This window comes from Polaribacter septentrionalilitoris, from assembly GCF_009832745.1.
GTDB classification, from domain to species: Bacteria; Bacteroidota; Bacteroidia; order Flavobacteriales; family Flavobacteriaceae; genus Polaribacter; species Polaribacter septentrionalilitoris.
Window position 1 is genome coordinate 40,326 of the sequence record NZ_VRMJ01000036.1, and the last position, 23,084, is coordinate 63,409.

Sequence of the window (23,084 nt, forward strand, 5' to 3'; positions counted from 1 at the left end):
AAATTGTTAAAAAAACAATATGTAAATTTATTTTTAATAACTTGGCTAACGTTAAAATAGTTCAAGATGAAAAAAAAATTACTTTTTAAAAAAATTGCAATCCCAACTTTACTTATTCTTCTAACCCTTATTGGTTACCAAAACTTTAATCAATCAGAAATTCAAATTACACCTATTGATAAACAAAGAGAGAAGTTTCATACTTTTTTAGATGAACATCCGTATAATAATAGAAATATTAGTAAAGATTACAATAGTATTCCTAAACAAGATAGACCTGATTTAGCTGCTGAACAAAATTATCTCATGATGGTTGACCCAAACTCGTTAACTGTGCCGTATGATGAAATACTCTCAGCTTTTAAAACAACATCCGATAAACTTAAAAAAAGAAAACTTTTAAAAAATGCAGTTTTACAAAATAAGAAATCAGTAAAAAGTAATAACAAAGAATTTTTTGCTAAAACTGATGGTACATTCAACTTTTCTGAAGCCATTACTGTAGGTGGAAATCCTATAGTTTGGAAAGAAAGAGGCCCTGATAATGTGGGTGGTAGAACAAGAGCCATACTTTGGGATCCTAATGATTCATCAAGCAGGAGAGTTTTTGCTGCAGGAGTTTCTGGTGGTATTTGGGTTAATGATAATGTATTAGACCCTAATTCTTCTTGGAGAGTTGTTAATGACTTTTTAGCATCAATTGCAGTAAATACAATAGTTGCAGACCCTAATAACCCTCAGATTTTCTATGCAGGTACTGGAGAAGGTTGGTTTAATGGCGGAGCAGTAGAAGGTGTTGGTATCTTTAAATCTATTGATGCTGGTAAAACCTGGAACTTACTACCAAGTACATCTGGTGATGAATTTGCCTATGTACAAAAAATTGAAATGACGCCTACAGGAACCATTATAATAGCTACTAGAGCAGTTAATTCTCAAGATGGAGGTATTTTTAGATCAACAGATAACGGAACATCTTTTACAAGAGTTTTAAATACAAGAGGTGCAGATGTAGAAATTGCTGCTAATGGAGATATTTATGCCTCTAGAGGAATTTTTAGTACTGGAACTATTTTTAAATCTACAGATGATGGTGTTACTTGGAAAAATGTGACGCCTACTGGTGGTAATAATCCTGCTAGAATAGAAATTGCTACAGCACCATCAAACGCAAATGTAGTTTATGCAATTTCTCAAGACAGATCAGACAATACAATTGATTGGATGCAAAAATCAACCGATGGTGGAGCTACTTGGGTAAATTTACCTGTTCCTCAACATAACGATCAATGTGTTGCTGAAGCAACAGATATTACACGTGGACAAGCATGGTATGATTTAATTTTAGCAGTAAGCCCCACAAATGCTGATGTTGTTATAGCAGGTGGTGTAGACTTAGGTAGAAGTGATGATGGTGGACAAACTTGGACTCAAATTTCTGAATGGGCAAATTGTAGTAGCCTCGAAGATGTGCATGCAGACCAGCATGCTATAGAATTTAGACCTGGCTACCCTAGTGAAGCTCTCTTAGGAAATGATGGTGGTATTTATTATTCATCTAATTTAGGTTTAGCTACAAAACCAACTTTTGAAACAAGAGATAAAAACTATACGACTACTCAATTCTATGCAGTAGCTACAGATAATGTTAGTGGTTCAGATTATTATATTGGTGGTGCACAAGACAACGGAACCCAACAACTTAGAAGCGATTTAAACTTTTCCGCTAGAGAAGTTTGGGGTGGTGATGGTGGTTTCTCTCACGTAGATCAACTTGATCGAACATATCAACTAGTTTCTTCTCAAAGAGGAGGTGTAGCACACTCATCAAATGGTGGAACTTCTTTTAGAAGCGTAACGAATTTAGGTACTGGTAATTTTATAAACCAAAGTGATTATGATTATTCTAGTGGAATTTTATATAGCGCAGCAGGAGACAATGAATTAGGGAAAATTACAGATGTAAAAACAACTAGCCCTAGTAGTGAAGTTGCCATATCTGTTAAGATTGGTAATAGGCAAATTTCTGCTGTAAGAGCAAATACAAATACAGAAAATAGAATATTTGTAGGTACAGAAGGTGGACAAGTTTTTAAAATAGATGGTGCTAATCTAGCAGAACCTTCAGTTACAGATATTACTTCTAATATTCTTACAATAGGTAATGTATCATCCATTGATGTTGGTTCTAGTGATATGGAACTTATCGTTACTTTTTCTAATTTTGGAGTTACTTCTGTTTGGCACTCAACAGATGGAGGAACTACTTGGGTTAATAAAGACGATACAGGTCATGGTTTGCCTAATATCCCAATTAGATGGGCTCTTTTTAATCCAAATAATACAAAGCAAGTTTTATTAGCTACTGAACTTGGTGTTTGGTCTACTAATGATATTACAGCAACCAACCCTGGCTGGGAACCAAGTAATGAAGGTCTATCCAATGTTAGGTGTGATATGATTCAATATAGAGAAGCTGATCAAATGATAGTTGTAGCTACTCATGGTAGAGGTTTTTTTACGTCTAACATTTTTGCTACTGATGATACAACTGCGCCAACAATTACTTCTTTAAACCCTTCTGATGATGTTACTGCAGTTTCTCCTTTAGATATCAATTTAGAAATACAATTTAACGAACCAATAAAAGTTGGTTCTGGAAACATAAACATATATCTAGCTTCTAACAATGCTCTAGTAGAAAGTTTATCAGCTACAAGTGATAAAGTTAGCGTTTCTGGTTCTAGAGTTATCATTAATCCTTCTGCAGATTTTAATGCAGTAACTGGGTATTATGTAAAAGTTGATGTAGGAGCATTTACAGATAATTTTGGAAATAATTTTGCTGGAATTTCAGACACAACAACATGGAATTTTACAACCTTTGATGGAGATGAACCTCCAGTTGTATATGTTCCTGTGCTTGATGTAACTGTTGATGAGAATTCTACAAATCAGGTTATTGATTTAACCAATGTTTTCAATGATCCAGATAATGATAATAACTCAATAACTTATTCTGTTTTTAGTAATAGTAATTCTTCAACAGTAGGAACCAGTTTAACAGGAACTAATTTAACATTATCATTTTTACCAAATAAAATTGGTATTACTGAAATTGTGATAAGAGCTACCTCAAATGGCAAAACAGTAGACGAAACTTTTAACGTTACCGTTAAAAGTCTAGCCAATACTCTTTTTGATCAGCCAGGTCCTATATCTGGTTCAGGTCAGTTAGAAGGGACATATAACAATACAGCTAGTAGAAATGTAGAAGATTTTATTATACCTGGAGGTCAAAGTTGGAGTATTTCTACAGTTACCACACAAGCCTTTTCATTAGGTGCAGCAGACTTAAATCTTCAAAGTGTTAATGTAGTAATTTATAATGATAATGCAGGAGCACCAGGAACCATGTTAGAACAACAAACAATTATTTCAAATCAAGGCCAAATTGTAGGTGGAACTATTGAGAACACTTCTCTAACTGTAAGGTTAAATAGTATTATTAATTTAACTTCCGGTACATATTGGATAAGTATTCACCCTACATTTGGGGTTGATGCTGGTACAGATTCTAGCACAAGTCTTTATGCATGGTTTAGAAGTGCTGCAGATGGTAATAGCCATTCAGAAGATACACCTGGAGTATTTACTCCAGATAATCGAGAACTTTTATTTACCATAGACGGTACTGCTATTATTACAGATGCAACACCAACAGTAGCAAATCCAATTGCAGATATAGAGTTAACAGAGATTCCAACTCCAAATCCAATGATTATAGACTTATCATCAACCTTTACAGATACAGATAATGATGATAATTTAATCACTATAGAAGTTATTGGAAATACAAATACAGCAATAGTAACGCCTTCAATTTCGGGTAAAGAACTGTCTTTAAACTTTATTGGTTTTGGAACTTCAGAAATTACCATTAAGGCCACATCCAATGCACTTACTGTAGAAGATTCTTTTACAGTTTCTATACTTTCTCCTTTGTATATTCAAACTGGAACTGAAGCTGGAAGAACAGCTTCTCAAGTGTTTCCTGATTTTAGTGACGGGACCATAGAATCTGCTGATAACTTTACAATACCAAATGGAAAAACTTGGGATTTGTTAAGTGTTGACGTTCAAGGAAGGATTAGTAATGGGTCTCCTCAATTAGCGCTGTTTAACATTTATGAAGATGATAATGGTTTACCTGGCACTGAGGTATTTAGTTCGGGAAATTTAACTCTAGAACCTACAACTGATTCATCTGATTTTAGATTAACGCTTAATTCACCAACAACATTATCTTCTGGTACATACTGGATTTCGGTACGAACCTATCAAGCGTTTAATCCAGGTGGTAATCAGTGGCTTTGGGCATATTATACTCCTTCTGTAAATGGTGACTATGTAAGACAGTCACCTACAGGTTTAGCAGATGTAGAAACTTCTTGGACAGCTAGCGGAAATGATGGTGCATTAATTTTTAGTTTATTTGGTGAAAGTAAGGATGTATTAAGCACTGCTGATTTTGATAAAAATGAGTTAAGACTTCTAGCAAACCCTACTGATGGATTATTTGAAGTTCAATTAGGTACAACGTTTAGCTCAGATTTAAAGGTAGAAGTATACGATTTAAGAGGAAGAATGGTTAAAAAACAATCTGTTAGTTTTAATCAACTTGATTTTACTATTGATTTAAGAAATGAAGCCAGTGGAATTTATATGATGAGAATCTCTAGCTCAAACAAATCAAAATCTTTTAAAATTATTAAAGAATAAATATTTAAAAATAAAAGAAGCGGATAATAATTATTATCCGCTTTTTTTAAAAAAAGAAAAAATGAAATATCTCTCTGTTTTACTATTCGTTGTTTTTTTTAGTTGTAAATCAAATCAACAAGTAAAGAAAAATACGCCTTTAAAAAATCAGGATTGGTCTGTTGAATCTGAAAAAAAATATCAAGATTTTAATTCCGTTGCTATTAAAATTGTAAATACCACTAAAAATAACTTAGTAATTTTTGATCCTTTTCTTAAAAAAATAGAAAAATTTGATGGTGAAAATTGGGTAAAAATAAAGATTCCTTATTGTCCATGTGGTAATTGTCCACCACCACCAGAAACAATGTCTATTTCTTCAAATCAAAAACACACTTTTATATGGAATAAAGATTTGGTAACGTGTAATGACGGAAAGAAGTTAACTCAAAAAATGGAATCTGGACGCTATAGAGTCATTTTTAATTATGGTAAATCTCAAAATGTAAAATATTTTGAAAAATTAGTGGTTGAATTTGAAATATAAGTAAAACTTCTAATATCCTAATTATTCTTAAATGCTATTACCAGTTAATTTTTTATGCATTCTTATGGCATAACTATCTGACATCCTAGAAACATAACTACAAATCTGCATGATTCTATTGTACAAATTATCTGTTTCTACTTGATATTCTTTAGGTAGTAAATTCAGGACTAATTTGTCGAAATTAGATTGTGTGCCATCAAATTTATTATTTAAAGCAGTAACAAATACATCTAATAAATCTGCTATAATTCTATAACCTGCTACTTCTTTTTCGATGACTTCTTTACTCTTGTAAATTTTATCAATACTAATTTTTATGATGTCGTTAATTTGCGCCTCATATTTACATCGATCTAATAAAGATTTCTCAAAAGTTCCTTTTAAAATGGATTCTTCATTGGCTAAAAAGATATCAACAGCCTCATTAATTAGCACTCCAATTGCCAAAGCTCGTAAGTAACTTACTCTATCTGTTTTATGTTGTAATGAATGGTATTTTTTAATATCAATGGTATCTTTCACCAATTTTATCATGTATTCTAAAGCAAACTCTTCTTCAATTAAACCTAGGTTGATACCATCTTCAAAATCAATAATTGTATAACAAATGTCATCTGCAGCTTCTACCAAATACGCTAATGGATGTCTGTAAAACGATATATCTGTGGTTGATTTTTGCAGCATTCCTAAATCTTCAACCACATCTAAAAAAGCATTTTTATCATTCTGAAAAAAACCGTATTTTTTATCTACAATATGTTTGGTGGGTTGTTTTGGTAAACTTTCCTTTGGATATTTTAAAAACGCTCCAAGTGTAGCATAACTTAAACGCAAACCTCCTGAAATTCCTTCTCTGCTTTCAGTAAGGATTTTAAATCCGTTTGCATTTCCTTCAAAATCGATTAAATCTTGATACTCTTTTGGAGTTAATTGGTCTTTGTATTGTAATCCTTTTCCTGTTTTAAAATACTCTCCAATTGCCTTTTCACCAGAATGCCCAAAAGGCGGATTTCCAATATCATGCATTACAGAAGCTGCAGCTACAATGGCACCAAAATCGTTAAAAGTGTATCCAAGTTCTTTTAAATTTGGATGCTGTTCTAACAGCACTTTACCCACTCTTCTCCCTAAAGTTCTCCCAACTACAGAAACTTCTAAACTATGCGTTAAGCGTGTGTGAACAAAATCGGTTTCTGAAAGTGGAATGACTTGTGTTTTGTCTTGTAGACTTCTAAATGCCGATGAAAAGATGATTCTATCAAAATCTACATCAAAACCCAAACGTGTTTCATCTTGAGCAATTCTTGGTCTTTTTTGGGTATCACCAAAGCGTTTTAAAGAAAGGAGTTGTTGCCAGTTCATTCTATTTATTTATCGTTTTCTAAGATGACATCTTTTTCTGAATATAATAATTCTGCTACCTGAATTAATTTCTTAATCAAATCGTTAACATTTACATTATCATTAACTAAAGATGATGCCATATCTGTAGTAATTAAGTCTTTTCTTATTAGTTTATCTAATGATTTATTATCAGAATGAATTGCATTTTTTGCTTCACTTTTTAATTTCATTAGTTTGTTAAAGTACATTTCTTTTTCTTCATTTTTCCTAAACATATAAATAACTCTTAAAACTTTGACAACCTTTTTTCTAAACTTATCATATTCTTTTTTAATATGCTCATTATCAGATTCTAAAAACCTAGTTACATTTTTACTTAATTCTCTTGTATCTCTTATAATTTGAACCATTCTTCTATTGGCCAGTTTTATTTCTGCTAACCTATTATTTTGTGCATTGGTAAGTTTTAAATCTTGTTGGCCTTTTGTTGTGTAATGTATTATTTGTCCGTAGATATTCTTTACTTTAGTGTAATATAGATCTTCAACATCGGTTTGTATGATTTCATCAGACTTATTAATAATATCTTTTATTTTTTCATCAGATATAATATCATTTCTATGAATACTTAATGCGTGTGCCACTATTTTAAAAATGGTGTTTTTATATAAATATTTAGATTCTTTTAAAACCGATGATATTAAAGCGCCAGGAAACTCTAAGGTAGCTGGGTTTAAAAACTTTGGTTCATCTATACCTTTGTCTTCTCTTTCTCTAAATAGTTTTAATAAGAATTTTTCTAACCTTTTAATAAACGGAATCATTAACACAACCCCTAAAACATTAAAAATAGTATGAAATATGGCTAGTTTTAACGTATAATCTTCACTCCCAATATGTAATAATTCTGATACAGAATTGACAAGGTTAGCCAACGGAAATATAAATAATAATGCAATTAAACCTGTTGAAACATTAAAAATTAAATGGGCAATTGCCAATCTTTTACCTGCAATATTAGAACTTAAAGAACCTAAAATTGCGGTAATTGTTGTCCCTACATTTGCTCCAATAGCTAAGGCCAATGCATTTTCATATTCTATTTGTCCTGCAGCTAAAGCTGTTAAAATTAAGGCTAATGTTGCACTACTAGATTGCAGTATTGTTGTAATAACAATACCTAAACCAGCATAAATTATGGCTCCTAAATAACCTGAAACTGCAAACTGAGTTAAATCTATATAGTCTTTAAAATAGTCAAAGCCTTCTTTCATATAATGAATACCCAAGAAGAAAAAACCTAAACCTGCTAAAACATTTCCAACTCCTTTTAAATTCGCATTCTTTTTAAACGAAAAAATAAGTCCAAAGATTAACATTGGCATTGCCAATGCAGATATTTTAATTTTTAAACCAAAACCAGCAACCAACCAAGCTGTAGCAGTTGTACCAATATTGGCTCCAAAAATCAGCCCTAAACCTCCAGAAAGCGTTATTAAACCAGCACTTATAAATGATATTGTAATTACAGAAACTAAAGAACTAGATTGTATTAAGGCTGTTACTAAAGCACCTGCAGTAATCCCTTTATAAAGTTTATCTGTTGCTTTTTTTAGGATGTTTTGCAGAGGACCTTTTGTAAAAACTTTAAATCCCTCTTCTAACATGATCATTCCAAATAGTAGAATGGCAACACCAGTTGCAATTGTTTTAAAATTAGGATTAAAGAATAAAATTACTGCCAAAATCAATAAAAATGTGACAAATAAAATTTTCTTTATCATTTTAAAATACTATTTAAGTTTTCTTTTTTTTACTTTATAAAGCGAATCTTGTAAACTTACATTTTATATTTCAAAAAATAAAAAAAGAGAAGCATTTCTGCTTCTCTTTATCACCTTTTAATTTAAACATGCTTACCCTTCACAAGAAGCACATTCTTTCTTTTGCTTGAATTTCTGTGCAGCATTCATACTGTGCTGGTAATACATAGATTTTACGCCTAATTGCCAAGCATTAACGTATACTTTATTTACGTCTTTAATTGGCATATCTGGATGTACCATAATATTTATAGATTGTCCTTGATCGATATGATTTTGACGGTTTGCAGCTTGATATACAATTACATTTTGATCAATTTCTGAGTATGTTTTAAAGACATCTTTTTCATGTTCAGATAAGAAATCTAAATGTTGTACAGAACCATCATTATCACGAATACTTCTCCAAACATCTGGTGTACTTCTTCCTTTCTCTTCTAGAAGTGCTTCTAAAATTGGGTTCTTGATTGTTGTTTTAATTTTTGCAATATCTTTTACATATACGTTAGACCAAATTGGCTCAATTCCTTGAGAAACCTGTCCTAAAATAAATGCTGATGATGTTGTTGGAGCAATTGCGTTTAAAGTTGCATTACGTCTACCATATCCTTTTAAAATAGCTGGCTCACCATATTCTTTAGCCATATCTTCTGAAGCTTTGTAAGACTTTTCTTTAATCACCTTAAAGATTTCGTTATTCAAATTATATGCTTCTTGACTATCAAAAGGTAACATTTTAGATTGTAATAATGAGTGCCATCCTAATGCTCCTAAACCTAATGCTCTATTGTCTTTAGCAAAATTATATGCTTTTTCCATAAAACGGAACGTAAACTGATCATCTCTATTTGGAGAATCTTTATAAGCATCTAACTTTGTAATAAACTCTTCCATCACTGCATCTAAGAAATACGTTAATGTTTCTACAGCATCAGTATCTTTCCATTTATCATAATGCAACACGTTTATAGATGACAAACAACATACAAAAGACCAATCATCATTAGAAGGTAACATGATTTCTGTACATAAGTTACTTGCATATATTTCTAAATTTTTGTCTTTATAAACATCTACAGTACCATTGTTGGCATTGTCTCTAAATAAGATATAAGGATATCCTATTTCACCTCTACATTGCAATACTTTTGCCCAAATACTTCTTTTTTCTACATCACCATCAATCATTTCTTGCATCCATTGGTTCCCAACAGTTACACCATGGGTTAACTCTTGAATTGGGTTACCTTCTGTACCAATTTCTAAGAATTCTTTAATATCTGGATGATCTATTGGTAAGTATGGAGAAAAACGACCTCTTCTTACAGAACCTTGACTTACTACATCCACCATTTTCTCGAACAATTGCATAATGTGTACAGAACCAGAAGACGAACCATTATTTTTTACTTCTGCTCCTCTTGGACGTAATTTACCAAAGTAACCTGATGTACCTCCACCTAATTTAGACATCATTCCTACTTCTGATTGAGAGAATAAAATATCTCCCATATCATCTGCAACATGAGAACCAAAACAGCTAATTGGCAAACCTCTTCTTTTACCAAAGTTAGACCAAACTGGAGAGGCTAAAGAATAAAATCCTTCTGCCATGTAGTTTTCAAACTTATCTGCAAAACCTGGTTTGTTTAAAATCTTTTCTGCATTCTCTGCAATCTCTCTTATTCTACTTTCTGGTGTTGCACCTTCAGTTAAATAACCAGATTCTAAGAATTTACGACTATTTTCTGTCAACCATTTGTATTCTGGCGTCTTCATTTTATCAAGAATTTCTTTTCTAGAAGAATTTCTTGCTTCAATTAATTTTTCGTGGTCTGTTTTTGATTGTTGTGCTGTTTGCTTAGTGTTTGGGTTCATGGTTTAAAATAAATCGTCGCTAGTTATACTTTTTGTTCTTTTACTGTAGTTTATAGATCTCTTCACGAAGAAGTCTCCGTGTTTGGTTCCAATAATCTCATCGTCAAACCACTCTGTTTCAGAGAGTAATTCTTCGTCAATGTCAAATATTTTTGGTACGTCAATACTTTCTAAAGATTTGTTAAATCTGTTTTTTATAAATTCGTTAATTACCTTTTTAGGTAAAAAGTCTAATTCTCCTTTTTCGAAAATCCAATCTACTATTTTGCTTTCTGCGTAAAATGCTTCATTACACATTTCTTGAATCATCAATGTATAATCTTCATCAAACCACTCTGGGTTTTCATCTTTTATAATTTTGATAACATCGATACCAAAATCTCCATGAATTTGTTCTTCTTTAGAAGTTGCTTCAACAACATTAGAAATTCCTTTTAAAGCATTCTTAAATTTATTGAACGCCATGATAATTAAAAACTGAGAAAACAAAGAAACATGCTCTATAAACAATGAAAATAACAATATAGATTCTGAATATTGTTTGTTGTCTTCGCTTTTTGAGTTTTGTAATGCCAATTCTAAATAGTTGACACGACGCATCATTACAGGATTCTTTTTTAGATTTTTAAACTCATTGTTTAATCCTAGAACCTCTAATAAATGAGAATACGCATCATGATGACGAACTTCGCTTTCTGCAAAGGTAGAACCCACAGAACCTATTTCTGGTTTTGGCATTTTTTTATAAATATCTCCCCAAAAAGATTTTACGGCTACTTCTATTTGAGAAATTGCCAACATCGTGTTTTTTATGGCATGTTTTTCGGTTTCTGAAAGATGTGTTTTAAAATCTTGAATATCACTTGTAAAATTAAACTCAGTATGTATCCAATAAGAATGTCTAATTGCATCTACATATTCATACAAATTAGGATACTCATAAGGTTTTAAATTAACTCTTTTTTCGAAAATATTTGTTTTTCTACTTCTCGCTTGCTCATCTCTATATAAGATGTAAGCTTTTGCCACATCACGAAAAGGACTATCCATCAATTTTACCTCTACAATATCTTGAACTTGTTCTACAGTTGGTATGTACAATGGTTCATTTAGCTTTCTTTCTAATAAAGCTCCGTTAACAATGTTAGAAATTGCAACAGCATCTTTTCTTGTACCGTTATTTACGGTATTCATTGCTTTTTCTATCGCATTTGTGATTTTTTCTAACTCAAAAGGTGTTGTTTGATAATCTCTTTTTATAATATGGGTTATTTCCACGATGATAAAGTATTAAGTTAATGTTAATTTTACAGCCTAACAAAGATTGTAATTTTTGTTTTTAAAAGAAAGTCATACTTATTCACAAAACCCTTGAAGTTTTTAACAAATTTATAGTTTTGTTAAATTTTAACCTATAAAATTACATTTTCAATAAATTGTATATCAATTACTTACAATATTAAAATCGCTACAGCTACTATTTTTACTGACATTCTTAAAACAAGGTTTTCAATTTTATTTTATGATGGGTTTTTTCCCTAAAAAATTAGGTAAAAAAATACACAATAAGAAAAAAAAGGTTAAACAAAACTGTTAAAAACACATCTTTTGTAAAACTTAGCATATATAAACGTACATTTGCAATATTATTAACATTTATTTATATTTAAAGTGAAAAACGGAACAGTAAAATTCTTCAACGAATCTAAAGGATTTGGATTTATAGTTGAAGATGATTCAAAAACAGAGCACTTTGTGCACGTATCTGGATTAGTAGACGAGATTAGAGAAGGTGATGCAGTAGAATTTGATCTTAAAGAAGGTAGAAAAGGTTTAAACGCAGTAGACGTTAGAGTTATCTAATAATATATTATTTAGAATTTTTTTACATAGTAACAAATCGCTTAATTTATTTTAAGCGATTTTTTTTTGCCTTATTTTTGTAAAAACTTTCAAATCCATGAAAAGCAAGTTTCCTAAGATTGTTCAAATTGCAATTATTTCTTTGTATTTAATTTTTTTAGCAGGTTCAGTTGTAAGAATGACAGGTTCTGGAATGGGTTGTCCTGATTGGCCAAAATGCTTTGGATATTATATTCCTCCAACATCAGAAGAACAAATTACTTGGAAACCCAATACCGAGTTTAAAAAGGGTTACATTATTATAAAAGATGAAGAATTGTTTGTTGCTCAAAAAGACTTCAAAACTGCATCTCAATTTAATGCTAACAACTGGGAAACATATACCAAACACGACTATAACATTTTTAACAAGTACCATACTTGGACAGAATACATTAACAGATTAGTTTCTGTACTGGCTGGTTTTGTCTTCTTATTTCTAATTTATGGAGCTTCTAAATTTTGGAAAACAGATAAGAGAATTCCATTATTGGCTTTTGCAGCCTTCTTTTTAATTTTATTTGAAGCTTGGTTAGGAAAAACAGTGGTAGATACAAACTTAACACCCACAATTATTACCATTCATATGGTAGTTGGTTTACTAATTATAGGACTTTTATTACAACTCAAATTTATTGTTTCTGATAAAAAACAATACAATTACAACTCGCTATTCAACAAATTATTAATTGTTTCTGTTATTTTCTCGTTGATACAAATTGCAATGGGAACTCAAGTAAGACAATTTATTGACGAACAAGTAAAACAATTGGGTTTTGAGAACAAAAATTACAGTTTATTAGACCCCAACTTTAAATTTTACTTCCACAGATCATTTACCATTGCTATTGTTTTAGTAAACTTAGGAATGTTCTATATCAATCAAGTAAAAAAATTAGGGTATAAATTGGTAAATTGGATTGTGTTCTTAATCTTTTTAGAAACCATTACGGGAATCTTAATGTATTATGCTGAATTCCCTATGGGAACACAAGCTGTACACTTATTGTCTGGTGCCATTTTATTTGGATTGCAATTTTATTTGTGGTTGCAGAGTAGAAAGACTATTAGTACTTAATTTTTTAGCATTTTCTTAAACTTTCCATTTTCGATTAACTGAAAACCGTGAGACGTCTCACCATTTTCGGTGAGGAAAAAAATACCCCATTTTCAGTGATTGACATATTTTGTTTTTAGATGTATTTTACCCTGTAATACTTTAAAAAAAATTGTACATCTCATCAATTAATCATGATAAAAGAACTAATTGTTTTGATATAACTAGTTAGCTATAATGTTCAAGAAACATCGCAAATGAAAAGAATACTTACCATTTCAATAATAATTATGAACTTATTAAATCTGTTTGGTTGCAAAGCCCAAAACGAAAATGACCCTTATTGGGAATTTAATAAAACCGAACATTTTCGTCCTGAACTGAATAAAGGCGAATTCTTCAAATTAAGCGGTTTTGATTTTGGATGGTTTGTACTTGAACCAATGTCAAAATTTGTAAAGGACAAGGAGTTAGAAATTGAACGTGGAAAATCTTTATCATACGGACAGAAAGCACTTTACTATTGGTGGTATTTAGATGCCCAAGTTACAAATGGTGGATTTGTTCAATTCTACTACAATGGCTATGGACCTTATATTCCAACAATAATTAAAGGATTGGAGCATATTGGAGATACTGAAATGGCAAATCTGGTTAAAAAGGCAGATAAAATCTATCAAAAAAATAAAAAGCTAATGGACAAAGCACAAGAAAGCGATTTGTTTGGGAGCGACCTTTATGATAGACTTGATGAAATGTCTTTACTTGATGACAATTACTATGAAATGAATGAAAAGACAATGTCTTTAATTGAAAAATACATTCGTAAAAACCCCAACGAAATTTGTCTTGATGAAGATGGAAAAGAATTTGATATAACTTTTACTGGAATTTGCAAAACCTTTTATACAGACAAAACAGTTAAAGAAGAGTTTCAGCTTGAACAAGGTGTGATTAATGGAGAATTCAAATCTTTTTTTGAAAACGGTAACCCAAAGGAAAAAATAGATTACAAAAAAGGAGAACAAACTGGAGAGCGAGAAGAATTTTTCGAAAACGGAACACTAAAATATAAGGTTGTAAAAGATAAACCAAATGAAGCTCTAATACACAAATGGTTCTACGAAAACGGAGTCCAGAAAAAATTAGAAACAAAAAAAGTTGATGGCAACCAAAAATTTGGCGAATCAAAAGATTGGTATGATAATGGGCAACTTAAAGAGCAATCAAATTTCATTGATAATACTACAAGAACTGGAAAATGGCTGAAATTTTGGAAAGATGGAAGCAAAAAACTAGAAGCAGATTTTAAAGAAGGTCAAGTTTATTTTGAAAACTATTGGAACGAAAAAGGAGAGCAAACTTTAATAAACGGAACAGGCCTTTATATAAACAAATGGAATTCATTTAATGGCACAACCATATACGAAACTGAATATAAAAATTACCTTAGAGATGGGAAATCTAAGACTATCCGAAAGGGTATCGTAAGTTTAGAACAAGAATTCAAAGAAGGTAAAGAACACGGCATAACAAGAAGTTACTATGATAACGGAAATTTAGAACAAGAAACTGTTTATGAAAATGGCAAAGCTATTTCAACTAAAAAATTTACAAAGTTTACAAATCCAAAAGTCAAAACAAATGTTATTTCAAAAATATGCGATGGGTGCTATAAAGACTATGAGGATTATGTACTTGCTGACAATCAACCAGAACCAATAAATGACCAAATAATAGCCAAAAACTTTAAGGCTGAAAAATCAATTTTTGACGCTTATGGAGATGACCATATAATGTCTTATGGCTACTATTTATTTGTTGATAATAAAGGAAATGTAGAGGATGTAAAATTTGCTGTTGCTGACAATATGTGGCTAGATAAAGAAGTTAAAGCAAGTATGGTTGAACTGAAATTTGAACCTGCCTTAAAAGATGGAAAGCCGATAAAAAGTATACATTATGTTCGATATAAATTAAACCTGACTGAATAAAACACTATAGCTAACAATGTATAAAAATAATAGCGGTTTAATCGTTAAAACGAAACAAAGTAAATCTAAAAAAAGTCTGTGTTTAGCCGAAAAGTTCATGCGTAAAATCCGCTACTATTCTTATACTAGACCGTTAAAAAAAGTTTAATTAAGGATGCGCATTTACCCAAACTTCACCGTCAGAAAAGTGTTCTTTTTTCCAAATAGGAACAGTTTCTTTTAAGGTATCAATGGCAAACTCACAAGCTAAAAAAGCGGCTTTTCTATGTTTTGCAGATGCTACAATAATCACTGGAATATCTCTAATTTGCAACATGCCTTCTGCATGATGAATGGCTATTTTTTTGATTTCAAATTTTTCTAGTGCCAAATCAGCAATTTTCTGCATTTCTTTAATTGCCATAGGTTTATAAGTAGAAAAATCTAATTGTGTGACTTCTTTTCCTTGAGTATCATTTCTAACAGTACCTATAAATGCTGAAATACCACCACAAGCTTCATCTTCTACAAAACTGTAGCATTCTTGCAGGTTTAGTTTTTCTGAGGTTATTTTTATTGAGGTTCTTTTCATGATTTTGAGATACTAAAACTAGTTTAGCACTTATGACAAAAATAAGTAAACTATATTGTATTTTTGTACTCTATAAATAAAACGTCATTATAAAGGTTTTCTAATGAAACTATCTCTTGCTAGCACAAAAGATTGTTTCGTAAACTCGCAATGACAAATCCGTTTTTTGATGAAGAATATCTTTAGAGTTGTTAGTTTTTTAGAAGGAATCTCTTACTTACTTTTAATGAGTTTAGGTTTGTATTACAAATACGTATTAAACGACCCTAGTTTTGTAAAACTATTTGGTATGCCTCATGGATTACTATTTATGCTATACATTATTCTTGCTTTTTTAATTAAAAAAGAAATGAATTGGGATAGCAAAACCTTTGGTATTGTATTATTAGCTTCTGTAATTCCTTTTGGAACTTTTTATGTGGATAAAAAATATTTAAGATAATTATCCACCACTAACAGGTGGAATAATAGCTACAGTATCATTTTCTTTTAAAACAACATCATCAGTTGCGTAAGCTTCATTAACAGCAACAGCATAAGAATTGATGTTTTCTAACTGCGGAAATTTATCCTTTAGAAAAATCTTAAATTCGGCTATATTCAAAATTCTATCAACCTCTACAACCATACTTGAAGTATTTACCAAATCAGTTGTAATTCCAAAAAAAAGGGTTTCAATTTTCATTACTCAAAATTAGTTAAAACAAACTTAACCTAAATAACAATCCATCATTTTTAATTCCTCCATAATTAGACCTTACATAATCTACTCTTAAAAAACGCCATTTACCAAAACCAATATTATCTAAACCAACAGAATACTCTGTGTAAGGTTTTTTATCAGCCATAAATAAAGTTTTTGCTCCTCCCACCAAATGAAAGTTTAGCTTATTTATTAATGGAATTTTACCTAAAACAGCTCCTCTAAAATTATGCTCTACATGTGCTTCTGCATATTTGTCATTGGTGTAGAATTTATAATATTCTAAAAGTCCAAAACTATTTAATTGATTGTCTAATGGAAAAGTTAACTGGTTTCCATTTGCCTGTAAATAATCCATAAAAGCAATGTTTTTTTGCTTTAAAAACATTCCTCCTCTAATGTGATAAGATAAGTCCCCATAATTTCCTGCACTAATATCTTGCCTTAAATCTGCTATAAACAAATCTGAATTTAACTCAGCATTAGAAGCGCCAAACCTTTTTATATAACGTACACTCAAAGACGGATACTTTTCATTTCCAATATTTGCTTTACTATCTGGATAACTTAAATATTTCTGACCAAAAACAAATCTTGCGCCAATATTTAAAGTAGCAATAGAATGTTCGTAAAAAGCAGCATTTACAAAATCTGTTGTATTTAAAGGATTGTTTGAAGTATAAGGATCTGTTTTACTTTGTCTTGCAAAAGAATAATTAGTAGTATTAAATAATGGTTTTCTATTTGCATATTCTAAAGAAGAAGAGAAATAGATCCCATTTTTAATTTCTTCAGAATAAGCAATTCTACCAAAAGATTTTTCATATATCTTTAAAAAATTAAGTCTATCAAATAAAGAACTAAACGTATTGTTTAGTTTCATAATAGGTTCTCTTTCGTTAAACTGAGATGTGGTAATACCTCCAGAAATTGTCATTCTAGGTCTAGAAAAGTTATTCCATTTTTTACTAAAAAAGAACGTTGGTCTTATTGTTTTGTCTGATAAACCATAATTAACTTTTGCGCCGAAATTAATCCATTTTCCTTTGTCATTTTGTCTTTTAAAATAGGTAAATCCTAATGATGTATTGAATCCTTGTACTGTATTAAAACTAAAATCATCTATTAACCCATTAAAATTTAAAGCCCATTTCTCATAAGAATTTCTATAGGTATACCCTGTAATAGGCGATAATACATTAAACTTATTTTGCACCTTATTTACAGAGTCTAAATAGGTTTTAGATTTACGAACTACTTTAATACTATCCTTAATTTTATAATCTTTTACCTCTTCTATAGTTAAAGGTACAGGTCTTAGAGTATTCCAATACAAAGAATCTTTTTCTGTAGCTTCTTTTTCAAAAGTTAAAACTTCATTGGTAAAAGTTGTTTCTGTGTAATTGGGTGAGAAATCATATTCTGAATAAGCTGATGAAAAACGTCCGTCAAATTTAAATCCGAAAGCATTTACTTTAAAATCGATACTTTGACTAATTAATACCCAAGCATCATTTTCTTTAGAATAATTATAATCTTGTTTTAAATGCAAAACATCTACCACAGGTATATTAACTTGCGCCCCAGTTACAGAAACATCTGCCCCATAAATTGCCCAATCATTTTCTACAATGTACAAAGAACCATTAAAAACACGATCATTTTTACGTTTGGGAATTAAATTGATTTTATTGATTAGTTTTCCGTTTTTATCATAAAACGTTCCTTCTAATTTGTAATTATAGTAACTAAACGCATTTGTTGATATTGGCGAAATCAAATCATTTCCAAATTCTACACTATTGTCATAAAAATTAATATTCGCATCTTCTGCTCTGTTAAAACTGATGCCATTATCTTGACCACTAACTTTAGAAGCTATGATTTTTTCTTTGAATCTCTTTGGTTTCTTTTGAAATTTGATTTCAGAAACAGTTTCAGATAAATAGATAATTCCGCTTCTGGTAGAATCTAAACCTCCACCAAAGTCACCCATATTTTGCCCTAAAAACTTCTCGGGTGCATTTTTTATTTTATACAAACCTCTACTGTAAAATTTGGCTGTATATTTTGCAAACTTATCTGTATTTTTATCTTTATTGGCAATTACATTTCTAATAATTCTATTAGCAGGATTATCTTTTGTAGAAATAGATATCTCACTCAATTGCACACTTTCTTCATCCAAAGAAACATTTAACTCATAAGGGAATGAAGTAATTGTTATTGTTTTTTTCAATGTTTTATACCCCAAAAACTGAAAGACAATAATATACTTTCCTTTTTTACTGATAGGCAAAATATACTCTCCATTATCATTAGAAGTAGTTCCTGTAACAGTATTATCTAGGTAAATACTCACAAAAGACAAAGGATTATTATTTGTATCTGTTATTTTTCCTGTTACAACTTGACTGGTAATTGACAATGATACTAGAAACAAAAAAATAAAAGTAATTTTTTTCATGGTTGGTTTTTGTTGATAGACGCAAACATAGAACTTATGTTACAATCAATCCCTTATTTTTTGTTAAACAAGCTTAAAGGTTTCATAAAAAAGACTACTTGATTTTTGTAGATTCTCTAATTACTAAATCTGTTTCTAACACAACCTTATTATAACGGATGTTTTTGTTTTTCTTTTTGTTTTTTATTTCTTTATATAACAATTTAAATGCCTCTTTTCCCATTTTAAAACCTGGTTGATTGACAGTTGTTAAAGAAGGAGAAATTACAGATGCCATAAACCAATTACTAAAACCAATTACATTTATTTGTTCTGGTACTTTTATGCCTTTATTATTAAATTCTGATATGGCGCCAATGGCTACTAAATCTGTATTAATAAATATTCCATCAACGTTGGTATGATCTTTTAATAATTGGTTTGCATAAAATTTACCTTCTTCAAAACTCATATCATTTAGGAGATATACCAAAGAGGGATCATAAACTATATTGTTATCGGTTAAAGCTTGCTTGTAGCCTAAAAACCTATCTATTGAGTTTTGTGGTAATAACGGACCTCTAAAATGTGCAATTCTTTTACAACCAATATCAATTAAATATTGTGTGGCTTTATAGGCAGCTTTTCTGTCGTCTATAATAACTTTAGAACATTTTACTACTTTGGCAATTTTGTCAAACATTACCAAAGGTGTTTCGTGTTCTATAATTTCTGATATATGTTTATAATCTGCAGTACCATTTGCTAAAGAAATTAAAATACCATCAACTCTTTTGCTAATGAGTAAATCTATCTGTTTTTTTTCTAGCTCATAAGACTCATTAGATTGAAGTGTAATTACCAAATATCCCTTTTTTTCTGCTTGAGAAATAATCCCTTTAATAACACTTGAAAAAAAATGGTGTACAATTTCAGGAATTATTAAACCAATAGTTTTAGATTCTTTTGTTCTTAAATTTACAGCAAAAGAATTTGGTTTATAATTTAACATAGCAGCAGTTTCCCGAACCAACTTTCTGGTTTTTTTACTAACATCAGGGTATTCTTTAAGAGCTTTAGATACCGTAGTTATGGAAATACCCAATTCTTCCGCTATTTGTTTAAGTGTGACCAAAAAATCATATTGTTATAAAATTAAACTCTACTATTTTACCATGTAAATATACTAAATTATCTCAATCGAAAACGTTTTCGGAAAATCGAAAACGTTTTCGATTTATTTATTTGATAATTTAAAAACCAATAAAAATACATTTGACAAAAAATAATTAACTTTTTTATTAAATTAATACTAAAATGAAGAAACAATTCAACTTTAAAAATTTGCTTTTGATAGTACTTATGCTATCTTCGACAGCTTTTGTTGCACAGTCAACAATTTCTGGAACTGTTAAAGACAACAGTGGTAATTTAGTACCTGGTGTAAACATCCTTTTAAAGGGAACAGATAAAGGAGCTAGTTCAGACTTTGACGGGAACTACAAAATTACAAACGTTACCAACGGAACTTACACAATTGTAGCATCTTATATCGGTTATGATAATTTTACAAAAGAAATTACGGTAAATGGAAATCTAAAATTAGACATTGTTATTAAAGAAAATGCTCAATCGTTAGATGAAATTATAGTTACTGGGGTTGTAAATCCTAAATCTAAAATAGAATCTAGTATTTCTGTTTCTACTGTAGGTATCAAACAAATAAAACAAGCATCTCCAAGATCTTCAGGTGAGCTTTTTAGAAGTATCCCTGGTATTCGTGCAGAGTCTTCAGGTGGTGAGGGTAACGCAAACTTTAATGTACGTGGTGTACCTGTCTCTTCAGGTGGTTCTAGATATTTACAATTACAAGAAGATGGTTTACCTATTATGTTATTTGGAGATACTTCTTTTGGAAATGCAGATAACTTTTTACGTATAGACTCTAATATTGGCAGAGTTGAAGCGATTAGAGGAGGTTCTGCTTCTACACAAACCTCTAATGGTCCTGCCGGAATTATTAATATGATTAGTAAAACAGGAAGAACAGAAGGTGGTTCTATAGAAGCAACTTATGGTTTAGATTTTCAAACTAGTAGATTAGACTTCGAATATGGTACTCCAATTGGAGAAGGTCTATTTTATCATATTGGTGGTTTTATGCGTGTTGGAGAAGGCCCAAGAAAAATAGGCTACCAAGGTAATAAAGGAGGACAATTAAAAGCAAACCTTACTAAAGAGTTTAAAAACGGGTATGTACGTACTTATTTTAAGTATTTAAACGATAGATCTGTAATGTATATGCCAATGCCAGTAAGTTTAACAGGTACAAATGCTAACCCTACTTTTGGTAATTTACCAGGTTTTGATATTACTTCAGACACTCCACATTCTATAAACATTCAAAATACATATAGTGTGTATGATGGTAATCCAACTCAAAATGATATGAGAAATGGTAACAACCCAGTAAGTGCTTCTGTTGGTGCTGAGTTTTCTTTTGATTTAGGTGATGATTGGAAAGTAAACGGTAAAGCAAGATATTCTAACAATTCTGGTCAATGGAACGCTCCATTTACAGCAAATGTAGGTACAGTAGCAGATATAGAAGCCTTAACAAGAGGTGCTTCAGGTGCAACTGGTGCTTTAACATATCAAGATGGATCACCATTTAATCCTGCAAATGGCTTAGCGCAAGATATTAGATATTTTGATGTAACTATTGAAGATTTAAGCAACTTTTTTAGTGATATAAAAGTTACAAAATCACTTAATGACAATATAGGACTTACTGTTGGGATGTTCTCTGCAACACAAAACACAAAAATAGGATGGCAATGGAGTTCCGCAATTTCTGAAGTTGCAGGAGATGGTAAAGCAAGATTAGGTGTTTTTGATGGATTTTCACAAGGTGGTGCTTACTCTTTTGGTCAGCCAGTTTGGGGTAACTGTTGTCAAAGAAAATACAACACTGTACACAATGTAAATTCTCCTTACGTAGGCGTAGATGCAGAAATTTCTGAAAAATTAAATTTTGATGGTAGTATTCGTTTTGAAAATGTAAATGTTAATGGAACAATCAATTCAGGGCAATTAAGTAATTTAGATGCAAATGGAGATTTAATTGGTTTCGATTACAATAGTGATGGTGTAATTAGTCCTTTTGAAAAAACCATACCAACTATAGCTGGTAACCCTGGTCAAGCAATTAGCGATGATTATAATTTTGTTTCTTACTCTGCTGGTTTAAACTATAAAATTAATGATGGAGCTGCTGTTTTTGGTAGATTTAGTAAAGGTGCTTCTGGTAGAGCAGCAGATAGAAACACGTATGGTGCAGATGGCTTAGGAGATGTACAGTTTGATGAGATTTCTCAATTTGAAGTTGGTTTAAAAAAGAGACTTACTGATGGTGTTTTAAATGTTACAGGTTTTTTAAGTAACACAGATGAAGGTATTAGTAACGAGTTAAACAGAACTGTAGGAAATCCTTTTAAAGCTTTAGGTTTAGAAGTAGAATCTGCGTATAGATTTGGAGATTTTAGTATTAATGGTTCAGTTACCTATACAAAAGCAGAAATTGATGGTGGAGTAAATAAAGGAAACAAACCTAGAAGACAAGCAGATTTTGTATACAACTTTGCACCTACATATTCTTTTGGAGCAGAAAAACAACATCTTTTCGGAATCACAGTGTTAGGTACATCTAAATCTTTTGCACAAGATGACAATGACCTTGTAATGCCAGGTTATGCCTATGTAAACGCAATGGCAAGAGTTAGCTTAACAAAAGGATTATCAATAAGTGTTAACGCAAACAATTTATTCGATACCATTGGTGTTACTGAAGTAGAAGGAAATGGAAACATTGCTGCTGGTTTAGCTGCTGCAAGAACAATTTCTGGTCGTTCAACAACAATGACATTACAATATAGTTTTTAAATAAAGTTTGTTAATTTTTTATTGATTTGAATTAAAAGTGGAGCCAATGATAAATGTATTGGCTCTACTTTTTAAAAACAAAAACAATCATCATCAAATTCTAAAAATATTTT

At 30.8% G+C, this 23,084-nt stretch carries 15 protein-coding genes; 7 read left to right on the forward strand and 8 right to left on the reverse strand.

All coding sequences use genetic code 11. The features are described 5' to 3' along the window. Positions 1-66 precede the first annotated feature (66 nt). Both FP421_RS09795 and FP421_RS09800 read left to right on the forward strand, forming a co-directional pair. Positions 67-4,782 carry an Ig-like domain-containing protein gene (locus tag FP421_RS09795; RefSeq protein ID WP_159950088.1) on the forward strand — a complete coding sequence of 1,572 codons (4,716 nt, stop codon included), beginning with the start codon at positions 67-69 and terminating at the stop codon, positions 4,780-4,782. 61 nt (positions 4,783-4,843) lie between these two features. Next, positions 4,844-5,308, forward strand: coding sequence for a hypothetical protein (locus tag FP421_RS09800; RefSeq protein WP_159950090.1), 465 nt, complete (start codon positions 4,844-4,846; stop codon positions 5,306-5,308). A 27-nt stretch (positions 5,309-5,335) separates the two neighbouring features. Here the strand turns inward: FP421_RS09800 and FP421_RS09805 are convergent, their stop codons facing one another. The 4 genes from FP421_RS09805 to FP421_RS09820 all read right to left on the reverse strand — a co-directional run bounded on the left by FP421_RS09805 (position 5,336) and on the right by FP421_RS09820 (position 11,634). Beyond that, a complete protein-coding gene (locus tag FP421_RS09805) occupies positions 5,336-6,673 on the reverse strand; it encodes a deoxyguanosinetriphosphate triphosphohydrolase (RefSeq protein WP_159950092.1) in 1,338 nt (445 codons plus the stop codon). Between the two features lie 5 nt (positions 6,674-6,678). Beyond that, on the reverse strand, positions 6,679-8,439 hold the full coding sequence (locus FP421_RS09810; protein WP_159950094.1) for a Na/Pi cotransporter family protein: 1,761 nt from the start codon (positions 8,437-8,439) through the stop codon (positions 6,679-6,681). Positions 8,440-8,571: 132 nt separating this feature from the next. Further along, positions 8,572-10,356 (reverse strand): ribonucleoside-diphosphate reductase subunit alpha, encoded by a 1,785-nt coding sequence (locus FP421_RS09815; RefSeq protein ID WP_159950096.1) that lies wholly within the window; start codon positions 10,354-10,356, stop codon positions 8,572-8,574. A 3-nt stretch (positions 10,357-10,359) separates the two neighbouring features. After that, entirely contained in the window at positions 10,360-11,634 is a 1,275-nt protein-coding gene (locus tag FP421_RS09820) for a ribonucleotide-diphosphate reductase subunit beta (protein WP_159950098.1), read from the reverse strand. A gap of 393 nt (positions 11,635-12,027) precedes the next feature. Between FP421_RS09820 and FP421_RS09825 the strand changes: the two genes are divergently transcribed. The 3 genes from FP421_RS09825 to FP421_RS09835 all read left to right on the forward strand — a co-directional run bounded on the left by FP421_RS09825 (position 12,028) and on the right by FP421_RS09835 (position 15,309). Further along, positions 12,028-12,219: a cold-shock protein gene (locus FP421_RS09825; RefSeq protein WP_159950100.1), complete on the forward strand. Its 192-nt coding sequence runs from the start codon at positions 12,028-12,030 to the stop codon at positions 12,217-12,219. Positions 12,220-12,316: 97 nt separating this feature from the next. Continuing rightward, a complete protein-coding gene (locus tag FP421_RS09830) occupies positions 12,317-13,336 on the forward strand; it encodes a COX15/CtaA family protein (protein WP_159950102.1) in 1,020 nt (339 codons plus the stop codon). Between the two features lie 236 nt (positions 13,337-13,572). Next, positions 13,573-15,309 (forward strand): DMP19 family protein, encoded by a 1,737-nt coding sequence (locus FP421_RS09835; protein WP_159950104.1) that lies wholly within the window; start codon positions 13,573-13,575, stop codon positions 15,307-15,309. A gap of 148 nt (positions 15,310-15,457) precedes the next feature. Here FP421_RS09835 and FP421_RS09840 read toward each other — a convergent pair whose 3' ends face one another. After that, on the reverse strand, positions 15,458-15,880 hold the full coding sequence (locus tag FP421_RS09840) for a molybdenum cofactor biosynthesis protein MoaE (protein WP_159950106.1): 423 nt from the start codon (positions 15,878-15,880) through the stop codon (positions 15,458-15,460). Between the two features lie 169 nt (positions 15,881-16,049). Between FP421_RS09840 and FP421_RS09845 the strand changes: the two genes are divergently transcribed. Continuing rightward, positions 16,050-16,322, forward strand: a complete 273-nt coding sequence (locus FP421_RS09845) for a DUF3817 domain-containing protein (protein ID WP_159950108.1) — start codon at positions 16,050-16,052, stop codon at positions 16,320-16,322. Here the strand turns inward: FP421_RS09845 and FP421_RS09850 are convergent, their stop codons facing one another. The 3 genes from FP421_RS09850 to FP421_RS09860 all read right to left on the reverse strand — a co-directional run bounded on the left by FP421_RS09850 (position 16,323) and on the right by FP421_RS09860 (position 20,164). After that, entirely contained in the window at positions 16,323-16,565 is a 243-nt protein-coding gene (locus FP421_RS09850) for a MoaD/ThiS family protein (RefSeq protein WP_159950110.1), read from the reverse strand. 13 nt (positions 16,566-16,578) lie between these two features. After that, positions 16,579-19,050 carry a DUF5686 and carboxypeptidase regulatory-like domain-containing protein gene (locus tag FP421_RS09855; protein ID WP_159950112.1) on the reverse strand — a complete coding sequence of 824 codons (2,472 nt, stop codon included), beginning with the start codon at positions 19,048-19,050 and terminating at the stop codon, positions 16,579-16,581. Between the two features lie 94 nt (positions 19,051-19,144). After that, positions 19,145-20,164, reverse strand: a complete 1,020-nt coding sequence (locus tag FP421_RS09860) for a LacI family DNA-binding transcriptional regulator (protein WP_159950114.1) — start codon at positions 20,162-20,164, stop codon at positions 19,145-19,147. A gap of 182 nt (positions 20,165-20,346) precedes the next feature. Between FP421_RS09860 and FP421_RS09865 the strand changes: the two genes are divergently transcribed. Beyond that, on the forward strand, positions 20,347-22,971 hold the full coding sequence (locus tag FP421_RS09865) for a TonB-dependent receptor (RefSeq protein WP_159950116.1): 2,625 nt from the start codon (positions 20,347-20,349) through the stop codon (positions 22,969-22,971). Positions 22,972-23,084: the final 113 nt, after the last annotated feature.